This is a genomic window from Acetobacter sp. AC2005, assembly GCF_037901235.1.
Taxonomy (GTDB): domain Bacteria; phylum Pseudomonadota; class Alphaproteobacteria; order Acetobacterales; family Acetobacteraceae; genus Acetobacter; species Acetobacter oryzoeni.
The window spans coordinates 933,224-948,625 of record NZ_CP149625.1; the positions used below are offsets into that span (position 1 = coordinate 933,224).

Annotated in this window: 23 protein-coding genes and 1 tRNA gene; 20 read left to right on the forward strand and 4 right to left on the reverse strand. The window is 51.2% G+C overall.

Translation table 11 applies throughout. The annotated features are described in order from the left end of the window. The first annotated feature begins 96 nt into the window (after positions 1–96). The 14 genes from QQM41_RS04565 (at position 97) to QQM41_RS04630 (ending at position 5,637) form a co-directional block, all read left to right on the forward strand. Positions 97–813, forward strand: coding sequence for a KilA-N domain-containing protein (locus tag QQM41_RS04565; RefSeq protein WP_339077849.1), 717 nt, complete (start codon positions 97–99; stop codon positions 811–813). An 11-nt stretch (positions 814–824) separates the two neighbouring features. Continuing rightward, positions 825–1,136, forward strand: a complete 312-nt coding sequence (locus tag QQM41_RS04570; RefSeq protein WP_339077850.1) for a hypothetical protein — start codon at positions 825–827, stop codon at positions 1,134–1,136. Continuing rightward, a complete protein-coding gene (locus tag QQM41_RS04575) occupies positions 1,133–1,423 on the forward strand; it encodes a hypothetical protein (RefSeq protein WP_339077851.1) in 291 nt (96 codons plus the stop codon). Before QQM41_RS04570 ends, QQM41_RS04575 begins: the two co-directional genes overlap by 4 nt. After that, positions 1,423–1,659, forward strand: coding sequence for a hypothetical protein (locus QQM41_RS04580; protein ID WP_339077852.1), 237 nt, complete (start codon positions 1,423–1,425; stop codon positions 1,657–1,659). Before QQM41_RS04575 ends, QQM41_RS04580 begins: the two co-directional genes overlap by 1 nt. A gap of 77 nt (positions 1,660–1,736) precedes the next feature. Next, positions 1,737–2,057 (forward strand): hypothetical protein, encoded by a 321-nt coding sequence (locus QQM41_RS04585; protein WP_339077853.1) that lies wholly within the window; start codon positions 1,737–1,739, stop codon positions 2,055–2,057. Then, positions 2,054–2,248: a hypothetical protein gene (locus tag QQM41_RS04590; protein ID WP_339077854.1), complete on the forward strand. Its 195-nt coding sequence runs from the start codon at positions 2,054–2,056 to the stop codon at positions 2,246–2,248. Before QQM41_RS04585 ends, QQM41_RS04590 begins: the two co-directional genes overlap by 4 nt. Continuing rightward, complete coding sequence (locus tag QQM41_RS04595) at positions 2,248–2,706, forward strand: hypothetical protein (RefSeq protein WP_339077855.1); 459 nt, start codon at positions 2,248–2,250, stop codon at positions 2,704–2,706. Before QQM41_RS04590 ends, QQM41_RS04595 begins: the two co-directional genes overlap by 1 nt. 1 nt (position 2,707) lies before the next feature. Continuing rightward, complete coding sequence (gene bet / locus QQM41_RS04600) at positions 2,708–3,589, forward strand: phage recombination protein Bet (RefSeq protein WP_339077856.1); 882 nt, start codon at positions 2,708–2,710, stop codon at positions 3,587–3,589. Then, positions 3,586–3,882 (forward strand): hypothetical protein, encoded by a 297-nt coding sequence (locus QQM41_RS04605; RefSeq protein WP_339077857.1) that lies wholly within the window; start codon positions 3,586–3,588, stop codon positions 3,880–3,882. Before bet ends, QQM41_RS04605 begins: the two co-directional genes overlap by 4 nt. A gap of 229 nt (positions 3,883–4,111) precedes the next feature. After that, a complete protein-coding gene (locus QQM41_RS04610; RefSeq protein WP_339077858.1) occupies positions 4,112–4,402 on the forward strand; it encodes a hypothetical protein in 291 nt (96 codons plus the stop codon). After that, on the forward strand, positions 4,399–4,581 hold the full coding sequence (locus QQM41_RS04615; RefSeq protein WP_339077859.1) for a Lar family restriction alleviation protein: 183 nt from the start codon (positions 4,399–4,401) through the stop codon (positions 4,579–4,581). The genes QQM41_RS04610 and QQM41_RS04615 overlap by 4 nt, the downstream gene beginning before the upstream one ends. Beyond that, positions 4,578–4,880, forward strand: coding sequence for a hypothetical protein (locus QQM41_RS04620; RefSeq protein WP_339077860.1), 303 nt, complete (start codon positions 4,578–4,580; stop codon positions 4,878–4,880). The genes QQM41_RS04615 and QQM41_RS04620 overlap by 4 nt, the downstream gene beginning before the upstream one ends. Next, positions 4,877–5,194: a DUF551 domain-containing protein gene (locus QQM41_RS04625; RefSeq protein WP_339077861.1), complete on the forward strand. Its 318-nt coding sequence runs from the start codon at positions 4,877–4,879 to the stop codon at positions 5,192–5,194. The genes QQM41_RS04620 and QQM41_RS04625 overlap by 4 nt, the downstream gene beginning before the upstream one ends. After that, positions 5,191–5,637 carry a DUF3310 domain-containing protein gene (locus QQM41_RS04630; RefSeq protein ID WP_339077862.1) on the forward strand — a complete coding sequence of 149 codons (447 nt, stop codon included), beginning with the start codon at positions 5,191–5,193 and terminating at the stop codon, positions 5,635–5,637. Before QQM41_RS04625 ends, QQM41_RS04630 begins: the two co-directional genes overlap by 4 nt. A gap of 159 nt (positions 5,638–5,796) precedes the next feature. Here QQM41_RS04630 and QQM41_RS04635 read toward each other — a convergent pair whose 3' ends face one another. Continuing rightward, positions 5,797–6,090 carry a hypothetical protein gene (locus QQM41_RS04635; protein ID WP_339078149.1) on the reverse strand — a complete coding sequence of 98 codons (294 nt, stop codon included), beginning with the start codon at positions 6,088–6,090 and terminating at the stop codon, positions 5,797–5,799. A gap of 240 nt (positions 6,091–6,330) precedes the next feature. On the opposite strand from QQM41_RS04635, the gene QQM41_RS04640 reads away from it, so the two are divergent. Further along, positions 6,331–6,933 (forward strand): tyrosine-type recombinase/integrase, encoded by a 603-nt coding sequence (locus QQM41_RS04640; protein WP_408874582.1) that lies wholly within the window; start codon positions 6,331–6,333, stop codon positions 6,931–6,933. A 130-nt stretch (positions 6,934–7,063) separates the two neighbouring features. Here QQM41_RS04640 and QQM41_RS04645 read toward each other — a convergent pair. Then, positions 7,064–7,138: transfer RNA gene (locus QQM41_RS04645), tRNA-Val, on the reverse strand. A gap of 68 nt (positions 7,139–7,206) precedes the next feature. Between QQM41_RS04645 and QQM41_RS04650 the strand changes: the two genes are divergently transcribed. The 3 genes from QQM41_RS04650 to QQM41_RS04660 all read left to right on the forward strand — a co-directional run bounded on the left by QQM41_RS04650 (position 7,207) and on the right by QQM41_RS04660 (position 10,901). Continuing rightward, positions 7,207–8,133, forward strand: coding sequence for an N-formylglutamate amidohydrolase (locus QQM41_RS04650; protein WP_339077863.1), 927 nt, complete (start codon positions 7,207–7,209; stop codon positions 8,131–8,133). Between the two features lie 105 nt (positions 8,134–8,238). Beyond that, positions 8,239–10,116 (forward strand): molecular chaperone HtpG, encoded by a 1,878-nt coding sequence (gene htpG / locus QQM41_RS04655; protein WP_339077864.1) that lies wholly within the window; start codon positions 8,239–8,241, stop codon positions 10,114–10,116. A 257-nt stretch (positions 10,117–10,373) separates the two neighbouring features. Beyond that, positions 10,374–10,901, forward strand: coding sequence for a DUF2501 domain-containing protein (locus QQM41_RS04660; RefSeq protein WP_339077865.1), 528 nt, complete (start codon positions 10,374–10,376; stop codon positions 10,899–10,901). Positions 10,902–10,974: 73 nt separating this feature from the next. Here QQM41_RS04660 and mazG read toward each other — a convergent pair whose 3' ends face one another. Beyond that, on the reverse strand, positions 10,975–11,952 hold the full coding sequence (gene mazG, locus QQM41_RS04665; protein WP_339077866.1) for a nucleoside triphosphate pyrophosphohydrolase: 978 nt from the start codon (positions 11,950–11,952) through the stop codon (positions 10,975–10,977). Between the two features lie 72 nt (positions 11,953–12,024). Here mazG and argC point away from each other — a divergent pair, with 72 nt between their 5' ends. Together argC and QQM41_RS04675 are read left to right on the forward strand one after the other, a co-directional pair. Beyond that, positions 12,025–12,945 (forward strand): N-acetyl-gamma-glutamyl-phosphate reductase, encoded by a 921-nt coding sequence (gene argC, locus QQM41_RS04670; protein WP_339077867.1) that lies wholly within the window; start codon positions 12,025–12,027, stop codon positions 12,943–12,945. Between the two features lie 42 nt (positions 12,946–12,987). Continuing rightward, positions 12,988–13,719, forward strand: a complete 732-nt coding sequence (locus QQM41_RS04675) for an SDR family NAD(P)-dependent oxidoreductase (protein WP_301824035.1) — start codon at positions 12,988–12,990, stop codon at positions 13,717–13,719. Positions 13,720–13,816: 97 nt separating this feature from the next. Here QQM41_RS04675 and QQM41_RS04680 read toward each other — a convergent pair whose 3' ends face one another. After that, on the reverse strand, positions 13,817–15,241 hold the full coding sequence (locus QQM41_RS04680; protein WP_339078060.1) for a Hint domain-containing protein: 1,425 nt from the start codon (positions 15,239–15,241) through the stop codon (positions 13,817–13,819). Positions 15,242–15,402: the final 161 nt, after the last annotated feature.

Consider the following 15,402-nt stretch of genomic DNA (forward strand, 5'->3'; position numbering starts at 1 on the left):
AAAATATGAGAAAGTATCCAAAAAGGATATTTTCTTATTGACGGCATGGTATCCGTTGTGGATACTAACCCCATCACGAACGAAAGGTGATGGGCGATGAACGCTTCTCTCTCAATTCTCGGAACGAAGATACGGCAAGATGCGGAAGGCCGGTTCTGCCTGAATGACTGCCATAAGGCTTCTGGCGGTGAAAATAAGAACCGTCCTTCAATCTGGGTGTATAACTCCCAGACAAAAGCATTGATCGCTGAAATTCAGGCCGAAGCAGGAATTCCTGCTTTGACATCAATCAAGGGCGGCAATGCCTCTGGAACCTACGCTTGCAAAGAACTGGTCTACGCTTACGCCATGTGGATCAGCCCAGCTTTCCACTTGCAGGTCATTCGCGCTTTTGACGCACTGGTAACGGGCCAGATCGCTGCACCCGCACTAAGCGAACAGGAAATTGTCGCGCAGGCGCTACAGATCACTGTCCGGCAGGTCGAAGAACTGAAGGCAGAGAATGCTATCCTCGCCCCCAAGGCAGAAGTAGCTGAAAAGATCGCAGGCAGTGATGGCCTCTACACGCTGAACCTGTCAGCCAAGGCCGCGCAGATGCCCTTGAGCCAGTTCACACGCGCAGCACATGCAAACGGCTTCATCTTTAAGCAGAACGGAAAATGGAACGCCTACTCCGACAAGGTGAAGGCTGGATATTGCTACGTAAAGTTTCACCCATACCGCGACCGTGACGGCGATGAGCGCTTTAGCCCTCAGGTGTTTTTCACACCAAAAGGCATTACGCGCCTCGTCAAAATAACTGGCCAGCACTGAGGGTAAAGAAAATGGAACAGACACAGACGGTCGAGCAGAAGGCTCCCGACATTTACACGCACAATGCCGCGAAAGATAAAAACGCACGCGATCTGATTGATGGTGCGCTGAAGCCTTATGGCGCTCGCATAACCAATGATGGACGCATCCAGAAAGGCAACAAAGAGCCATCTGGGGTTTATGTGACTTCTAGCAAAGGTCGTATCCGCTTTCGCTATGAGAACGGCCAATTAGCCATGAGCGGCCCTCTAGAAGCTAAAACCGTAAAGGATTTCGTAGAGAAGTATTGGTTTTGGGCCCCGGTAAAAGGGCGCGCAAAATGAAAATGCAAAAGGCAGATTGGCGCGTTCTGGAAAAGGCCAGTAAGCGCGAAATAAGCATTATCGGGGCGTTTGGTGATGGTAAATCTGTCGATATAAAATTCGATGGCTTTGATCGTCGCGGCATCATTGAACGCAATATTGCACGCGGATTCATCATGCCCGGTGAATACTTCAACAAATACAAAATAACTAAATCTGGATCTGATGAATTGGATAGGCATTTCCGCGCAATCCAAGAACGAAAGAAATCACGCGAAGAAAAACGCAAAAAGAAAGGCGCTGCATAATGTCCGGCACAATCCACAAAGGCGGCATCCCCGAACGCATCGGTAGCGGTGCGCGGGATGTATACGACTGGTTGCAGTTTACGGCGCTGGGGAAGTTGGTGTGTCTGGCTGTGTTTTTCTACGGCCTGTTTGCAATCATTGTTCTCACGGAACCGGGCCGCAAAATAGCTGAATACCTGATCGAGCTGGTCGTCATGATCGGCTGCAATCTGTTCGGCGCTCCCTACCCCTACTGATGCCGCAATGTTTCCCGCTGTCCGCAGCGGGTTGCATGGCCGCATTGGCCGAATGTTTCTCCACAAAGGAGTAGAAAATGGCTTACACAAACAAGGCGTACGCAAACGCCGTGCGTGATGGCATGTTTAATACAGACGATGTGCCAGCGCATGTAGCGCGTGAAATCCGCGGATATGAAGCGGCAATAGACCATCACTACCAGATCATCACGCGCATGCAGTGGGATGAATTTTCAGACCGTGGTTTTGCAGACACGATGATCGAATACTCAGAAGAAGCTATCAATAATATGGTCTGCGCAGTACGTGAACTGCGCGAAAAGCAGAAGGAAAGCATTAAGTCTGCTGCCCTGTCGCATAATGATGACATGCGCAAAGTTGCGGAGTGCGAGGCATGAGCGCGTGGAATGAACACGAAGCGGTCGTGCATTCTCTCATCCTGCAGCACGTCCCAGATGATAAACGCGACATGGCAATGAAGGCACTTTCCAATCTGACACGCGAATACGTGCGGCTGGAGTTGCAGAACCGGGACGCCATGGAAGCCGTGCGACGCGTGCATCCATTTCGTGCGCTGGAGGCTGCGTGATGGATGCCGTTCTCGCAGTCCTCAATAGAGCGCACGCTGATTACATGCGTGAGGCTATGCAGGCATGGAACAATCAGATCATCGCTTCCAGAGCAGATGGGGCCAATACAGATGCATGCGCCCTTGAGGCTATTGGGGCGGCCGAGGATCTGGTGCGCAAGGCAAAGATGGCAGCAGAGCTTCTGCGGTCAGAACTCGCAAAGACGATGCAGCAGGACGGCGTAACAGGTTTTCAGTCTGACAACTGGAAGGCCAGCCTGCGCGAACGGTTGCCGGAGCCAATGGTCACGGATGAAAAGGCGCTTCAAACCGCCCATCCCGAACTTTGGAAGCCGCAGCCGGATAAGTTCCAAACCACAGAAATGAAGAAACTGGCCTGGAAGCAGGATTTGCCCGGCGCCACAATGAGCAATGGCGGCGCTCCCGTTCTGGTTGTTGGCGCCCGGAAGGATGGTTGAAATGAGTAATGCTATCGAATTGCATCAGGAAAAAGAGCGCGAACTGATCCATATTTTGAAGGACAGCCTATATCCGGGCGCCGCAGATGACAGCGTTAGAATGGTCATTGGATACTGCCGCGCCGCATCTTTAGATGTCATGAAAAAGCCGGTCCATATCGTGCCGATGTGGGACAACAAAGCAAAGGCAATGCGCGATGTTGTCATGCCGGGTATCGCTCTTTACCGCATAGAAGCATCCAGAACCGGCGAATACATCGGAAAGAGTGAGCCTGAATTTGGCCCGCTCATCACCACAGAACTTGGAGGGGTGCGTGTAAGGTTCCCAGAATGGTGCCGCATGACAGTGCGCCGTCTTGTTCATGGCCTGGAATGCGAGTTTACAGCCAAGGAATACTGGCTGGAGAACTATGCAACTGCCAAAAAGGATACAGACGCACCTAACGCAATGTGGAAAAAGCGGGCTTTCGGCCAGTTGGCAAAATGTGCTGAAGCGCAGGCCTTGCGCATGGCGTTCCCAGAGCAGACAGGCGGGACGAATACAGATGATGAAATGGAAGGGAAGGTCCTTGGCCCAGTTGTCGATGTTATGCAAGAAGCCCGATCTATTCCAGCACCCCCAGCACAACGCGAACTGACAGAAGAAGAGCGTCACGAGCGATATGTCACGCTATACACAAACCGGGCCAACGCATGCGAGAACGTGGAATGCTGTGACGGTCTGTGGAAAGCATGGGACGAAAAGATAGACCAGGCGCGCGAGATGGGAAAACCGATCCCATCGAAAACAGTCGATGCCGTGCGCAGCATCATCTCAGAACGGACTGAGGCTTTTCGTGAGCGGGCCTATACTAACGCCCCTGTTGATGGAGTGCCGGCATGACCCACCTCCTCCCCATAGTTGGCTACATCAACCCACTGGTGGCAGACGCCCTACGCGACCCAACCAGTGGCATCAACACAACGCAGTTACGCGCAGAGCCGAACGGCTGCGTGTCTAGTGCCGTGGTTATGAAGGCCGATGCGGATGCGGTGATTGCGCGGTTGCGGGAAGCCCTAACCCTATTTTCCGAGTATGAAAAACTGATGGATGGCGGTGAAGATGTGGCGGCAATGATGGTTTATGCAGATTTTCAGCAGAGGGCGCGTGCAGCCCTGAAAGGCCCGGAAGCATGAGCGTATCATTTCCGCTGTCTGCTGGCCGTACAGACGAACATTATACGCCCCCAGAGGTATTTAAGGCATTGGGTTGCACATTTGATCTTGACCCATGCCAGCCGGAAACGGGACGTGCATATCTTAGCGTACCAACAGAACGCTTTTACACCAAACAAGAGAATGGTCTTTTGCAGCCGTGGCATGGGCTTGTCTGGCTAAATCCCCCCCCTTTGGCGGGAGAAATGGCGTGGTGCCTTGGTTGGAACGTTTTGTTTCTCATGGGAATGGAATTGCTCTTGTTAATGCATTGACTTCATGCGGCTGGCTCCATGATTACGCGCCTAAAATGGATGCACTGTTTTTCTCAAGAGGAAAGACGCAGTTCATCAAACCAGATGGAGAGCGCGGCAAGTCTCCACAAAATGGTATCGTATTAATGGCTTTAGGTGGGCGTGGCTTCCGTGCTCTTAAGCAAGCGCAAGAAGTTGGTTTTGGTTTGACGGTTATTCCGTACAATAAAAAAGAGATAGAAGCATGAGCGAGGAATTGAAGCCGTGCCCGTTCTGTGGAGCAACAAATAGCCACCTGCAACTCAGTTATATAGGCGGTGAAGTATTCTTTGTTACCCGTAACGAATGCATCACCGAAGGGCCTGCTCGTAAAATACAATCAGAAGCTATCACAGCATGGAACACCCGCGCAGGAGAGAAGTCGTGAGGACGAGAGAGGAACAAATTGCGGATTTAGAAAATAAGTTTGGTGAGGAGGGCGTGTTTACATTTGAGGATGATAGAGATGCAGCCACCAAACACATACTCGAAGCAGAGCAACGTGGCTACGAACGCGCACGGGCAGAATGTGCGGCTGATACGCGGCGGTTGGATTGGTTGGAGAGGCAGTCGAGAGCAACAGCAACCGATGGGGAAAGCTCGCGGGTGTTATTCCATTCTCTTGCAATAGGCCCTTGGGATGATCTTCGCGCCGCCATTGATGCAGCTATGGAGGGCGGGAAATGACTGACGCACGCATTGAGGCGGCTGCACGTGGACTGAGACGGCTATTTTCGGAGAGTGAGCTGGCCAATGACGCTATGTGGCTCTCATGCGCAAAATGCATTCTGGATGCAGCAGACGCGGCGGCTTGGATAAAAATCAGCGACAAGACGCCAGATGATAATCAGGACGTATTGGTTGCAACCTATGATCGCATCGTAACGGCTGACACGTTCAATATGGACGATGAAGGCGGATACTTTGACATCACAGACGATGGCGATGTTACCCACTGGCAACCCCTACCAGCACCACCAACCAAAAAGGCGGCCACATGAACGACATAACCCCCGACCACTACAAAACAAAAAGCGGCCTGCAAGTATGGGATGTAACCCGTTACATGTCCGGCAACATGGCGCAGGCGTTCCAGTATGTTTATCGCGCTGGGCATAAGGGGAGTGAGATTGAAGATCTTCGGAAGGCCGTGGCGTTCTTGGAGGATTGGGTAGCTCATCCTGATGTCCCGCGCTCTATTCTGCCGGGAGGCGTTGAACCCACAGATGGTCCAAGCGTCACGCTCAGCGTGCTGCTGGGAATATATAACCAAAAGGAATGGGACTTTAAGAGCGTTATTCTAACTGAGATCGTGCGGGCCGATAGCTATGAAGGTGAAACCGTTAGCGGTGATGATTTCTGTGGCCGAAAACTGATCTCCTTAAAGACGCTTCCGCAGATTAAAGCCCGCATCACAGCACTAGAAGGAGGCGGGAATGGGTGAGACGCTGCCTGATCTTATGACCATCAAAGACGTCTTATCTCGCCTCAAGGGTAGAATAGGTCGATCAAAGCTGGTCAAGCACCTAAATGAAACGCCCGAATACAATGGTGGCCCCACGCATAGAAAGTGGGGCGCCAAGTATCTTTTTTCTGCGCAGGATTATGAAAGGCTCATTGAGAGCATAGAATGCCCCTCAAGCTCGTCAAAACACCAAAATCGAAAAACCTGTATATCCGCGGCACTGTCTCCGGCAAAAGCATATTCGAAAGCACTGGCACGTCTGACAGAAAACTCGCAGAGGAAATCAGGCGCAAGCGCGAGGCCGAACTCTGGAATGAAACGATTTATGGAAAACGCGCAGTCATAACATTTGCAGAGGCTGTAACGGCTTATATCGATGATAAACCCAGATCGCCCGCCACCAACCGTTACCTTCTGCGCCTCCTGAAGCATTTCGGAACCTGCAAGCTTACAGACATTAATCAGCAATCCCTAAAGGATGCGTACAAAGCAGTTCTGAAAGATGGCGAGAACGCCAGTCCATCTACTAAAAAGCGGGCGGTGCGCACGCCATTACAGGCGGTTTTGGAGTTTGGGGCAACACAAGGCTGGTGCGATAGGCCAGCCTTTGCGCCCATTTCTATAAAGGTGAAACCCAAGAAGTTCTTGAGGCCAGAAGAAGCAACGCGCTTAGTGGAAAATGCAGCGCCACATCTTCGGCCCCTATTCGTTTTCCTTCTGGGAACCGGATGCCGTATGTCCGAAGCACTGGATTTGGAATGGAAGGATGTTGATCTTTGGGGGAAACGGGCTGTCGTCTGGCAAAAGCAGGGGCGCCAACGCCATGTGGATTTGCCGCCAGTGGTTATAAAATGGCTCAAAACCATTGGATGGCGCGATGGTCATGTATTCCGGCCAGTAAAGATTACCCGCAAAGGCCCTGATGTCGGGGAGCGTTACCATGATTCCGGTCGGCAATACGGTGGCCAAATTAAAAGCGGGTGGTCTGGAGCTTGCCGCCGTGCGGGACTGCCAGGGCGCATCAGGGAATGGATACCTAAAGGGGAAAAGAATCCGAAAGAATGGTTCGTGCCCGATTATACTCCGCACGCTCTACGTCACACTTGGGCTTCGTGGCACTACTGCGTTCATAGAGATATCATCAAGCTTCAAACCGAAGGCGATTGGAGCGACATCAAGACCGTACTGATCTACGCCAAGTTGATGCCGGAAGCCTATAAAGAGCAGATCGAAGAGTGGTGGAGAATCGGACCAGCCATAGGAAATTGTCCCTAAAAAGCTCCACAGATTTTCCACGGAAACGTGTAGAAATAGGTGAGAAAATATAGGAATTTATGGGAGTTTATAATGGTTTGAAATTTGGGAGAGTAATGCTCAAAATCCGCAGAAAACTGCTGGTTAGGGATGGTGGGCGCAACAGGGATTGAACCTGTGACCCCTACCATGTCAAGGTAGTGCTCTACCGCTGAGCTATGCGCCCATCCGTAACCGTGGGCCGCCTTTTATCCTTCTTGCGTGGCAAACGCAACCCCTTAGAATACCAGCAACATGAAAAATCTTGCCCATTCCCTGCTGCCTCGCCATCTGGCACGTTTGCTGGAAAACACATCAGAGGCAGACTTGCCAGATCAGGCAAGCCGGGCCATTGCGCCGGCTCCGTTTGAGGTGCTGGGGGCTGTGGGTGCACCTATTGTGCTGGCATCTCCGCATTCCGGGCAATTTTACCCAGAAGCCTTTGTGCAAAACTCCCGCCAGCCTCTTTCCGTTTTACGCAGTGGGGAGGATAGCCATATTCACCTTTTGGCAGAGCAGGCACATGCCTTAGGGCCAGCATTGCTACATGCCACCTTCCCCCGCGTGTTTTGCGATGTAAACCGTGGTGCGTGGGATCTGGATACACGCATGTTCCAAGGCCCCATTCCTGCTTTTGTACGTCCCACAGAGCGTGGCCTCGCTGGACTGGGCTCCATTCCACGTATTGTAGGCAACAGAAAGCCCATTTACTGGCATCGCCTACCTTTTATGGAAGCCGCCCTACGCATTCGCCATTACTGGATGCCTTACCATGCCATGCTGGCCGATATGCTGGATAAAACACGTAAGACGCACGGCTTCTGCCTGCTGCTGGACTTACACTCCATGCCCGATGTGCCAGAAGCGGCAAGCCCAGACTTTGTGCTGGGCGATGCGCACGGCACCACATGCCACCCAGATATTATCAGCACAGCCGAACAGACCTTGCAGAGCCTAGGCTTCCGCACCACGCGCAACCAGCCTTATGCTGGCGGGTATATCACCCGCCATTACGGCAGACCGCAGCACAACCTACATGCCCTGCAAATTGAAATGCGCAGAAGCTTATATATGGATGAAGAAACCCATATCTGCCACGCAGGCTTTGCACCGCTATCTAGCGCGCTGGCAACGCTTACAGAAAAGCTTTTGAAACTCTTTCCCGCTTCCCACGGTTTATAGAAAAGAAGCATGCGTATTATCTAAAGGGGTGGATATTGAAAACGCGGCGCAACCACCACATCTGATAATCACATAAAAGCAAACAATGCATTACAGGACGTGAACATGACAGAAACAACCCAGAACACCACACCCAATGCCGAAACGCGGGAGTTTAGTGCAGAAGTTGGGCGGATGCTGGATCTGGTTGTCCACTCTCTCTATTCTGAAAGAGAAATTTTCCTGCGCGAACTCGTGGCCAACGCGGCAGACGCCACAGACCGCAGACGCTTTGAAGCCCTGACAGATGGTGCCCGCGCCCTGCCAGAAGATGCCAAAATTCATATTAACCCGGATAAAGACGCACGCCTGCTGACCATTACCGATGATGGTTCGGGCATGACCAAGGAAGAACTTATTAACAACCTTGGCACCATTGCACGCTCTGGCACCCGTGCCTTTGGCCAGCAGCTTGAAAATGCCAAACCGGAAGATCGCCCCAGCCTGATTGGCCAGTTTGGTGTAGGCTTTTACGCGGCCTTCATGGTGGCAGATAAAGTGGATGTTGTGTCCCGCCGCGCTGGATCAGATGAAGCATGGCGCTGGACTTCCGATGGGCGTGGATCTTACACACTAGAACCTGCCACGCGTGATAAACCGGGCACGGATATTACCCTGCACATCAAATCTGATGCTGAGGAGTTTCTGGACCCTACCCGCCTGCAAACCATTATTCGCAAATGGTCGGACAACATTGCATGGCCTGTCACGATCCTGCATGACGGTAAGGAAGAAACAGCCAATGAAGGTAAAGCACTTTGGCTAAAACCCAAAAGTGAAATTACAGAAGAACAGCTTGAAGAATTCTACCGCCATCTAACCCACAACTTCGATAAACCGTGGGATACGCTGCACTGGCGCGCAGAAGGCACCATTGAATTTGCAGCCCTGCTGTTTATCCCTTCCATGCGGCCTTTTGAATTTGCGGAACAAACACGTGAAAGCAAGCTGCGCCTGCATGTGCGCCGCATGTTTATTACTGATGAAGCCGAAATCCTGCCGCCGTGGCTGCGCTTTGTGCAGGGCGTTGTAGATACGGAAGATCTGCCGCTTAACGTCTCGCGAGAAATGTTGCAGGCTACCCCCGTGCTGGCCCGTATTCGCAAGGCTGTTACCAGCAAGGTGATGGGTGAGTTAAAAACCCGCGCCAAGGATGCCGAAAGCTACGCTGCATTTTGGGAAAACTTTGGCCCGGTGCTGAAAGAAGGCATGTGGGATGACCCCGCGCACCGCACGGAGGTTGCCGCACTCAGCCGTTTCCGCTCCAGCGCGGTAGATGGTCTGACATCTCTGGATGACTATATCAGCCGCATGAAGCCGGAACAGGATGCCATTTACTACGTAACCGGTGATAGCGCAGAAGTGCTGGCGGCATCTCCGCAGATTGAAGGCTTCAAGGCACGCGGTGTGGAAGTGCTGCTGTTGTCTGACCCGGTTGATTCCTTCTGGCCAGAGCGTCTGGGCACGTATGAGGGCAAAGCCCTGCGCAACGTGGCTCAAGGCATGACTGATCTGGAAAAATTTGGCGCACCAGAAGAAACATCTGCCGAAAAGGCAGACATGGAAGCCCTGATTCCTGCCCTGAAAGAAGCATTGGGCGAAGATGTTTCAGACGTATGCGCAACAGACCGTCTGGTTTCCAGCGCAATGGTGTTGAGTGCTCCAGAAGGTGGGCCGGATCTGCAACTGCGCAAACTGCTGCAGCGTAGCGGACAGAACATGCCAGAAGCTGCACCTATTCTGGAACTTAACCCGGCACATCCTATCGTGCATACGCTGGCACAAAAGGTAAAAGCTGGTGAAAAAGTGGATGCCTTGGCCCATATTCTGCTGGATGTTGCCAGCATCCAGAATGGCGATACACCCAAGGATGTAAATGCCTTTTCTCGCCGCCTGATGGAATATCTGGCGCAGGGTACACAGCCAGAAGCCCCCAAGGCCTAAAGCATCGCTTCACAAAATATTTATATGTTTCAAAAAGGCCCGGTTCTGCCGGGCCTTTCCTTTTTATAAAACAAGCTTTTCAAAAACTGTTTTACAACAACATCCCGGCAAGATCTGACCGATTACAGTAGAACAGAACTTTTCCCGCTCTGGCGCATTCTAGTAGGCAGAACCCGCTATTGCGTTTTTATTACAAAAAATAGCGGCACTTTTTGAATAAGACCTGTTGTATGGAAAATTTTGAAAGGGCCATCTAAATGTTCTCCACCAAAAAAACAATAATGGCGGCAAGCTGTATTCTGGGGCTAAGTGCCGCAGGTATGGCACACGCACAGGACATGCCTTCCCACCTTCCAGCAGGCACCACATTCCCGACCGCTCCTGCAGATGCCCTTCCGGTAACAGATCCGGCCCATCCGGCTTCTGCCCCTACTAATGGCGCACAAGTTGTGGGGAATGTTTCTGGCACCTCTACCACAGCTACCCCCGGCGTTTTGGGAGAGGGCGGCCTGCCATCAATAGAAAACACAAGCACCGGCAATGTGGCTGGGCTGCTTTCCTATTGCGTGCATAAAAATTATGCCTCTGGCACAACACCACGCAGTGTAGCTCGCAATCTTTCCAAGCGCCCCGATGTGCGGAACGATCAGGGATATTCTTTAGGGGGGCAAGGGTTGCTGCAAAACAGCACATCCAAACCCTTTGATATTGCCACTCTTGAGCTTTCCAAACGCGTAAAACTGTGCAGCGATCTTACAAAAAAAGGCCAAAGCCTAGCAGACTAATTATCCTTCATACATGGGCAGGCCATAACAGCCTGCCCTATTTTATAAATAGGCCCAGACTTTGCGGCTGGCGTTACTTTTTGCTTTCTGATTTTTTGACATCCTTCCAAATACCATCAAGCATTTCCACGCTTTGGTCAGACATGGAAAGTCCCTGTTCTGCCAAAACAGCTTCTACCCCTTCAAACCTGCGGGTGAATTTGTCACACGCCTGGCGCAAGCAGGCTTCTGGGTCCAGCTTCAGCCGCCGTGCCAAACTGGCAATAGAAAACAGAACATCACCCAGCTCATCCTGCATGCGCTCACGGTTACCGGCCTCCAGTTCAACAGAAAACTCTTCAATCTCTTCATGAACCTTGGCCACCACGCCAGAAATATCTGGCCAGTCAAACCCCACACGTGCAGCCCGCGCCGCCAGTTTGGAAGCACGCAATAATGCAGGCAATGCTGGTGGCACTCCCGCCAAGGCACCCGGTATTGCTGCCCCTTTACCAGTTTGCCTGGCACTACGTTGCCGTTCCTGCTCCTTCAACGTCTCCCATTGGCTGGCAATATCCTGCTTTGGTTGCCGCGTATCCGCTACGGCATGGTCTTCCAGCACATCGGCACCAAACACTACATGGGGGTGGCGGCGGATCATCTTTTCCGTAATCATGCGGGCTACGGTTGCAAAATCAAACCGCCCTTCTTCCTGCGCAAGCTGGGCTTGATATACAACCTGTAGCAGCAGGTCTCCCAATTCATCGGGAAACGCATTCCAATCCTTTTTCTGAATGGCATCCAGCACTTCATACGCTTCTTCAATAGCGTAGGGCGCTATGGTTTCGTGCGTTTGCTCTCTGTCCCACGGGCAGCCTTCCTTGGGGTCTCGTAAACGGGCCATAAGGGCCAGCAGACGTTGCAGTTCGTACGCTGCCTGCTGGCTGTTGCCCTGTTGTACGCTTTTTGTTGGTTGGCTGGATGCGGGAGAAGTGGTCATGCTTGTTTCTGCCTTTGGTTTGCATACATACACCGCTACCCGGTGCAAAAAGATATGGTGGCATTTTGCCATAAACAGCCGCGCCGTCTATGCGGCAGCACCCAGAAAGCCTAATCTGCCGCCAGAACCAGAATGAGGTAAGGCATGACACAGAAACCCGTAGTCTTTATTGATGGTGAAGCTGGCACAACAGGGCTTGAAATTCGCGAACGCCTTGCCCCTTTGCCTGTTACGCTCCATTCCGTAGATCATGCACACCGCAAGGACCCCGCTGCCCGTAAGGAAGCCATGCAGGCGGCCGATCTGGTTGTGCTGTGCCTACCTGATGATGCCTCCCGCGAAGCTGTTGAAATGGCCGCAGATCTAGGCGATGCCGCCCCTCGCATTCTGGATGCCAGCACGGCTTTCCGCACGGCACCCGGCTGGGTTTATGGCTTTCCCGAACTGGAAGCGGGACAGGCTGAAGCCATTGCCATTGCCCCCCGCGTAGCCAACCCCGGCTGTTACCCCACAGGCGCCATTGCCCTGTTGCGCCCGCTGGTAGATGCCGGTGTGATGGATGCGCGCTACCCGGTGTGTATTAACGCCATTAGCGGATACTCAGGCGGTGGCCGCAGCATGATAGAAGCGCATGAGCGGGATGGTGGCCCTGCATTTGAACTGTATGGCCTGAAGCTTGAGCACAAGCATGTGCCCGAAATCCATCAACACGCGGGCCTTAAGCGCAGGCCGGTTTTTGTACCTTCTGTTGGGCACTTTGCGCGCGGCATGATTGTGTCCATCCCACTGCATCTGGATGATCTGAACGGAAACGTGAGCGGGGAAGACCTGCACAACATTCTGGAAAAACGCTACGCAGGGCAAGACCATGTGCGTGTGCTGGCCGCAGAGCCAAAACTTTCTGCCGAAGCCCTTGCGGGAAGCGACAGAATGGAACTGCGCGTGCATGCCAATACCCAGAACCGGCAGGCACTGCTTACGGCCCGTTTGGATAATCTGGGCAAAGGGGCATCTGGTGCTGCGTTGCAGAACATCCGGCTGATGCTGGACCTGAACGCCGCCTAAACGCCGCCCTGCCCACGCAAAATAGAAGAAAGGTTAAACACTATGAGCAACCGTGTTGCGCTTGTAACCGGCGGAAGCCGAGGCATTGGTGCCGCTATTGTTGAGGCACTGGCAAAAGATGGCTACGACATTGCCCTTTCTTACGCCAACAGCGCAGATGCAGCCGAAAAGGTTGCCCAGAAAGTGCGCGCACTGGGCCGCAAGGCCGTTACAATCAAAGCCAATGGCGCTACGGTAGAAGGCAACAAGGCTGTTATTGCCAAAACCATTGCAGATTTTGGCCGGATTGATGCACTGGTGTGCAATGCGGGCATGTTTCCTTATGGCCCGATTAACGAAACCAGCGTTGAAGAGATTGAAAAAGTTCTCAACCTGAATGTGCGCGCTGTTATGATTGAAACAGCAGAAGCCACAAAGCACATGCAAAAAGGCGGCCGCCTTATCTTTATCGGTTCTGCTTTTGGTGCGCGTGCGCCCTTCCCCGGCATTTCCCTTTACGCCACCACCAAAGCGGCACTACGCGGCTTTGCCAAAGGCGTTGCGCGTGATCTGGGGCCAAAAGGCATTACAGCCAATGTGGTGGAACCAGGCCCGATTGATACGGACATGAACCCGGCAGAAGGTGAAGTTGCAAAACTGATCAGCAGCTTTGTAGCAACCGGTGCTTACGGCACAGTGGCAGACATTGCCTCTACTGTTGCTTTCCTTGCCAGCCCACAGGCTGAATACATTACGGGTGCGGCCATTCCGGTAGATGGTGGTCTGGAAGCTTAAAGAGCTGCCTATTTTCTAACGAGATTTTATTATGAGCCTCAACGTCTTTTTACAGATGTTGGGGCTTTTTCTATTCCGTAGCCCCCGGAAGCAAAAACTATGCTGACAGCGCGACATATTCCTGTTGGTCGGCCTGCGCAACATAGGGGCCGGCTGCCCGGATTTCTAGGCTGAGAATACCCATTTTGCTTGTTACGATGTTATGCAGTGGCAAAAAGGCATTGCCATCTGTCCATGCGCAATCTTGCCAGCCCATATCATGCCACCCTTCTGGCTTGGAGGGCGCCAGATGTTCCTGAACCTGCTGTGACACCCGGATAGAGCCAAAATGGATTTTGCCAACAGCAACACCCATTTGGCGACGGTCATCCACAAATGGTCCGATAATGTCACATGGGCGGCTGGAGCGAGATACCACGCGCACACTTTCCACCCCTGCGGGAAGCATGAAGCTGTAAATGTTCTCGGATTTCTTGAATGGATAAATAGTTGCCCCACTGTTTGTAATCAACTTGAGGTCTGGGTCTTCAATAAGAGTTTTTGGTGCTGTGCGCTTCTCGATTCCCAGATCTTTTGCTCTTTCTTTAATTTTTTGAAAAATTGGTTCAACAAAATCACGCTGAACACCCAACGGTGCAGCGGCATCTTTCTGCCAGTTTTTCTGTTTTCCACCAATTTTGATAACTTTGCCAACCTGCCGGAAGTTACGACGGTTTCCTGTATCCAGATAACTTTCAGTCAGCATACCATCTGCCATAATAACTGAATGTTTTTCCGCTTCAATATGGTAGTAATCATAAGATGTTATGGTGGTATCATAATAAATGGAACGACCATTTACCAACATACGTGCGGGAACAAACTTTCCTTCTACAAATAGACAGTGTTCGGGCGTTATCAACATATCCTTAAAAGGTACGTTTTTTGAAATAGCATTTTTTAAAATACGCACAGGAAATCCGGCCTGATCTTCCGGAAAATTGGCATTGACAACAACATGCGCTGTTCCTGCCCATACAACTTCTTTTTGTTCTTCTTTATCATCAATAAAAACGGAAACCATTTCACCAGGAGCAATATCCTGCACCGGCATATATCCATTTTTTGTTTTTATTAAAGAATCTTTTAAAAAACATGAAAATGTATCGCTGTACGTTCCATCTGTTGAAATAGTTGTAACCAAGTCCTTACCAAGGAAAGTGGTATTGAGATTTAACGGATTAGAAACCTTTGCTGTATCCGGAATCACAACGTAGAGGTTCTGGTTTGCATAACCCATGTCTCCTTCAAGATCTGTGCTAATAATTGTTTCTTTCTTTGCTGAATCATATGTTGCATATAGATCTGATGTGGAAATAGAAAGATCTAATGTGAAAGGATGATCATCTGGATTGCTGATTTCATAATAATACGAATCTGAAAAATTGGAAGAATCAGGACCAGAAAGAGATACATCCTGATTGGGTGAGGTAATTTCTATAGTTTTTGGATCTGACATTTGAGAATCACCATATAATTTTATGAAAACATGCAAAAACGTAAGAGCTTTTGAAGTGCGCCCATGAATGCAAAAATTACATACCTGATTTGATTATTTATTTTTGATAAGCATTAATGAACAAAATAAATACACGCCATGTAATATAAATTATTTTATTTAAACGTTTAGTTGTGTATTCTTTT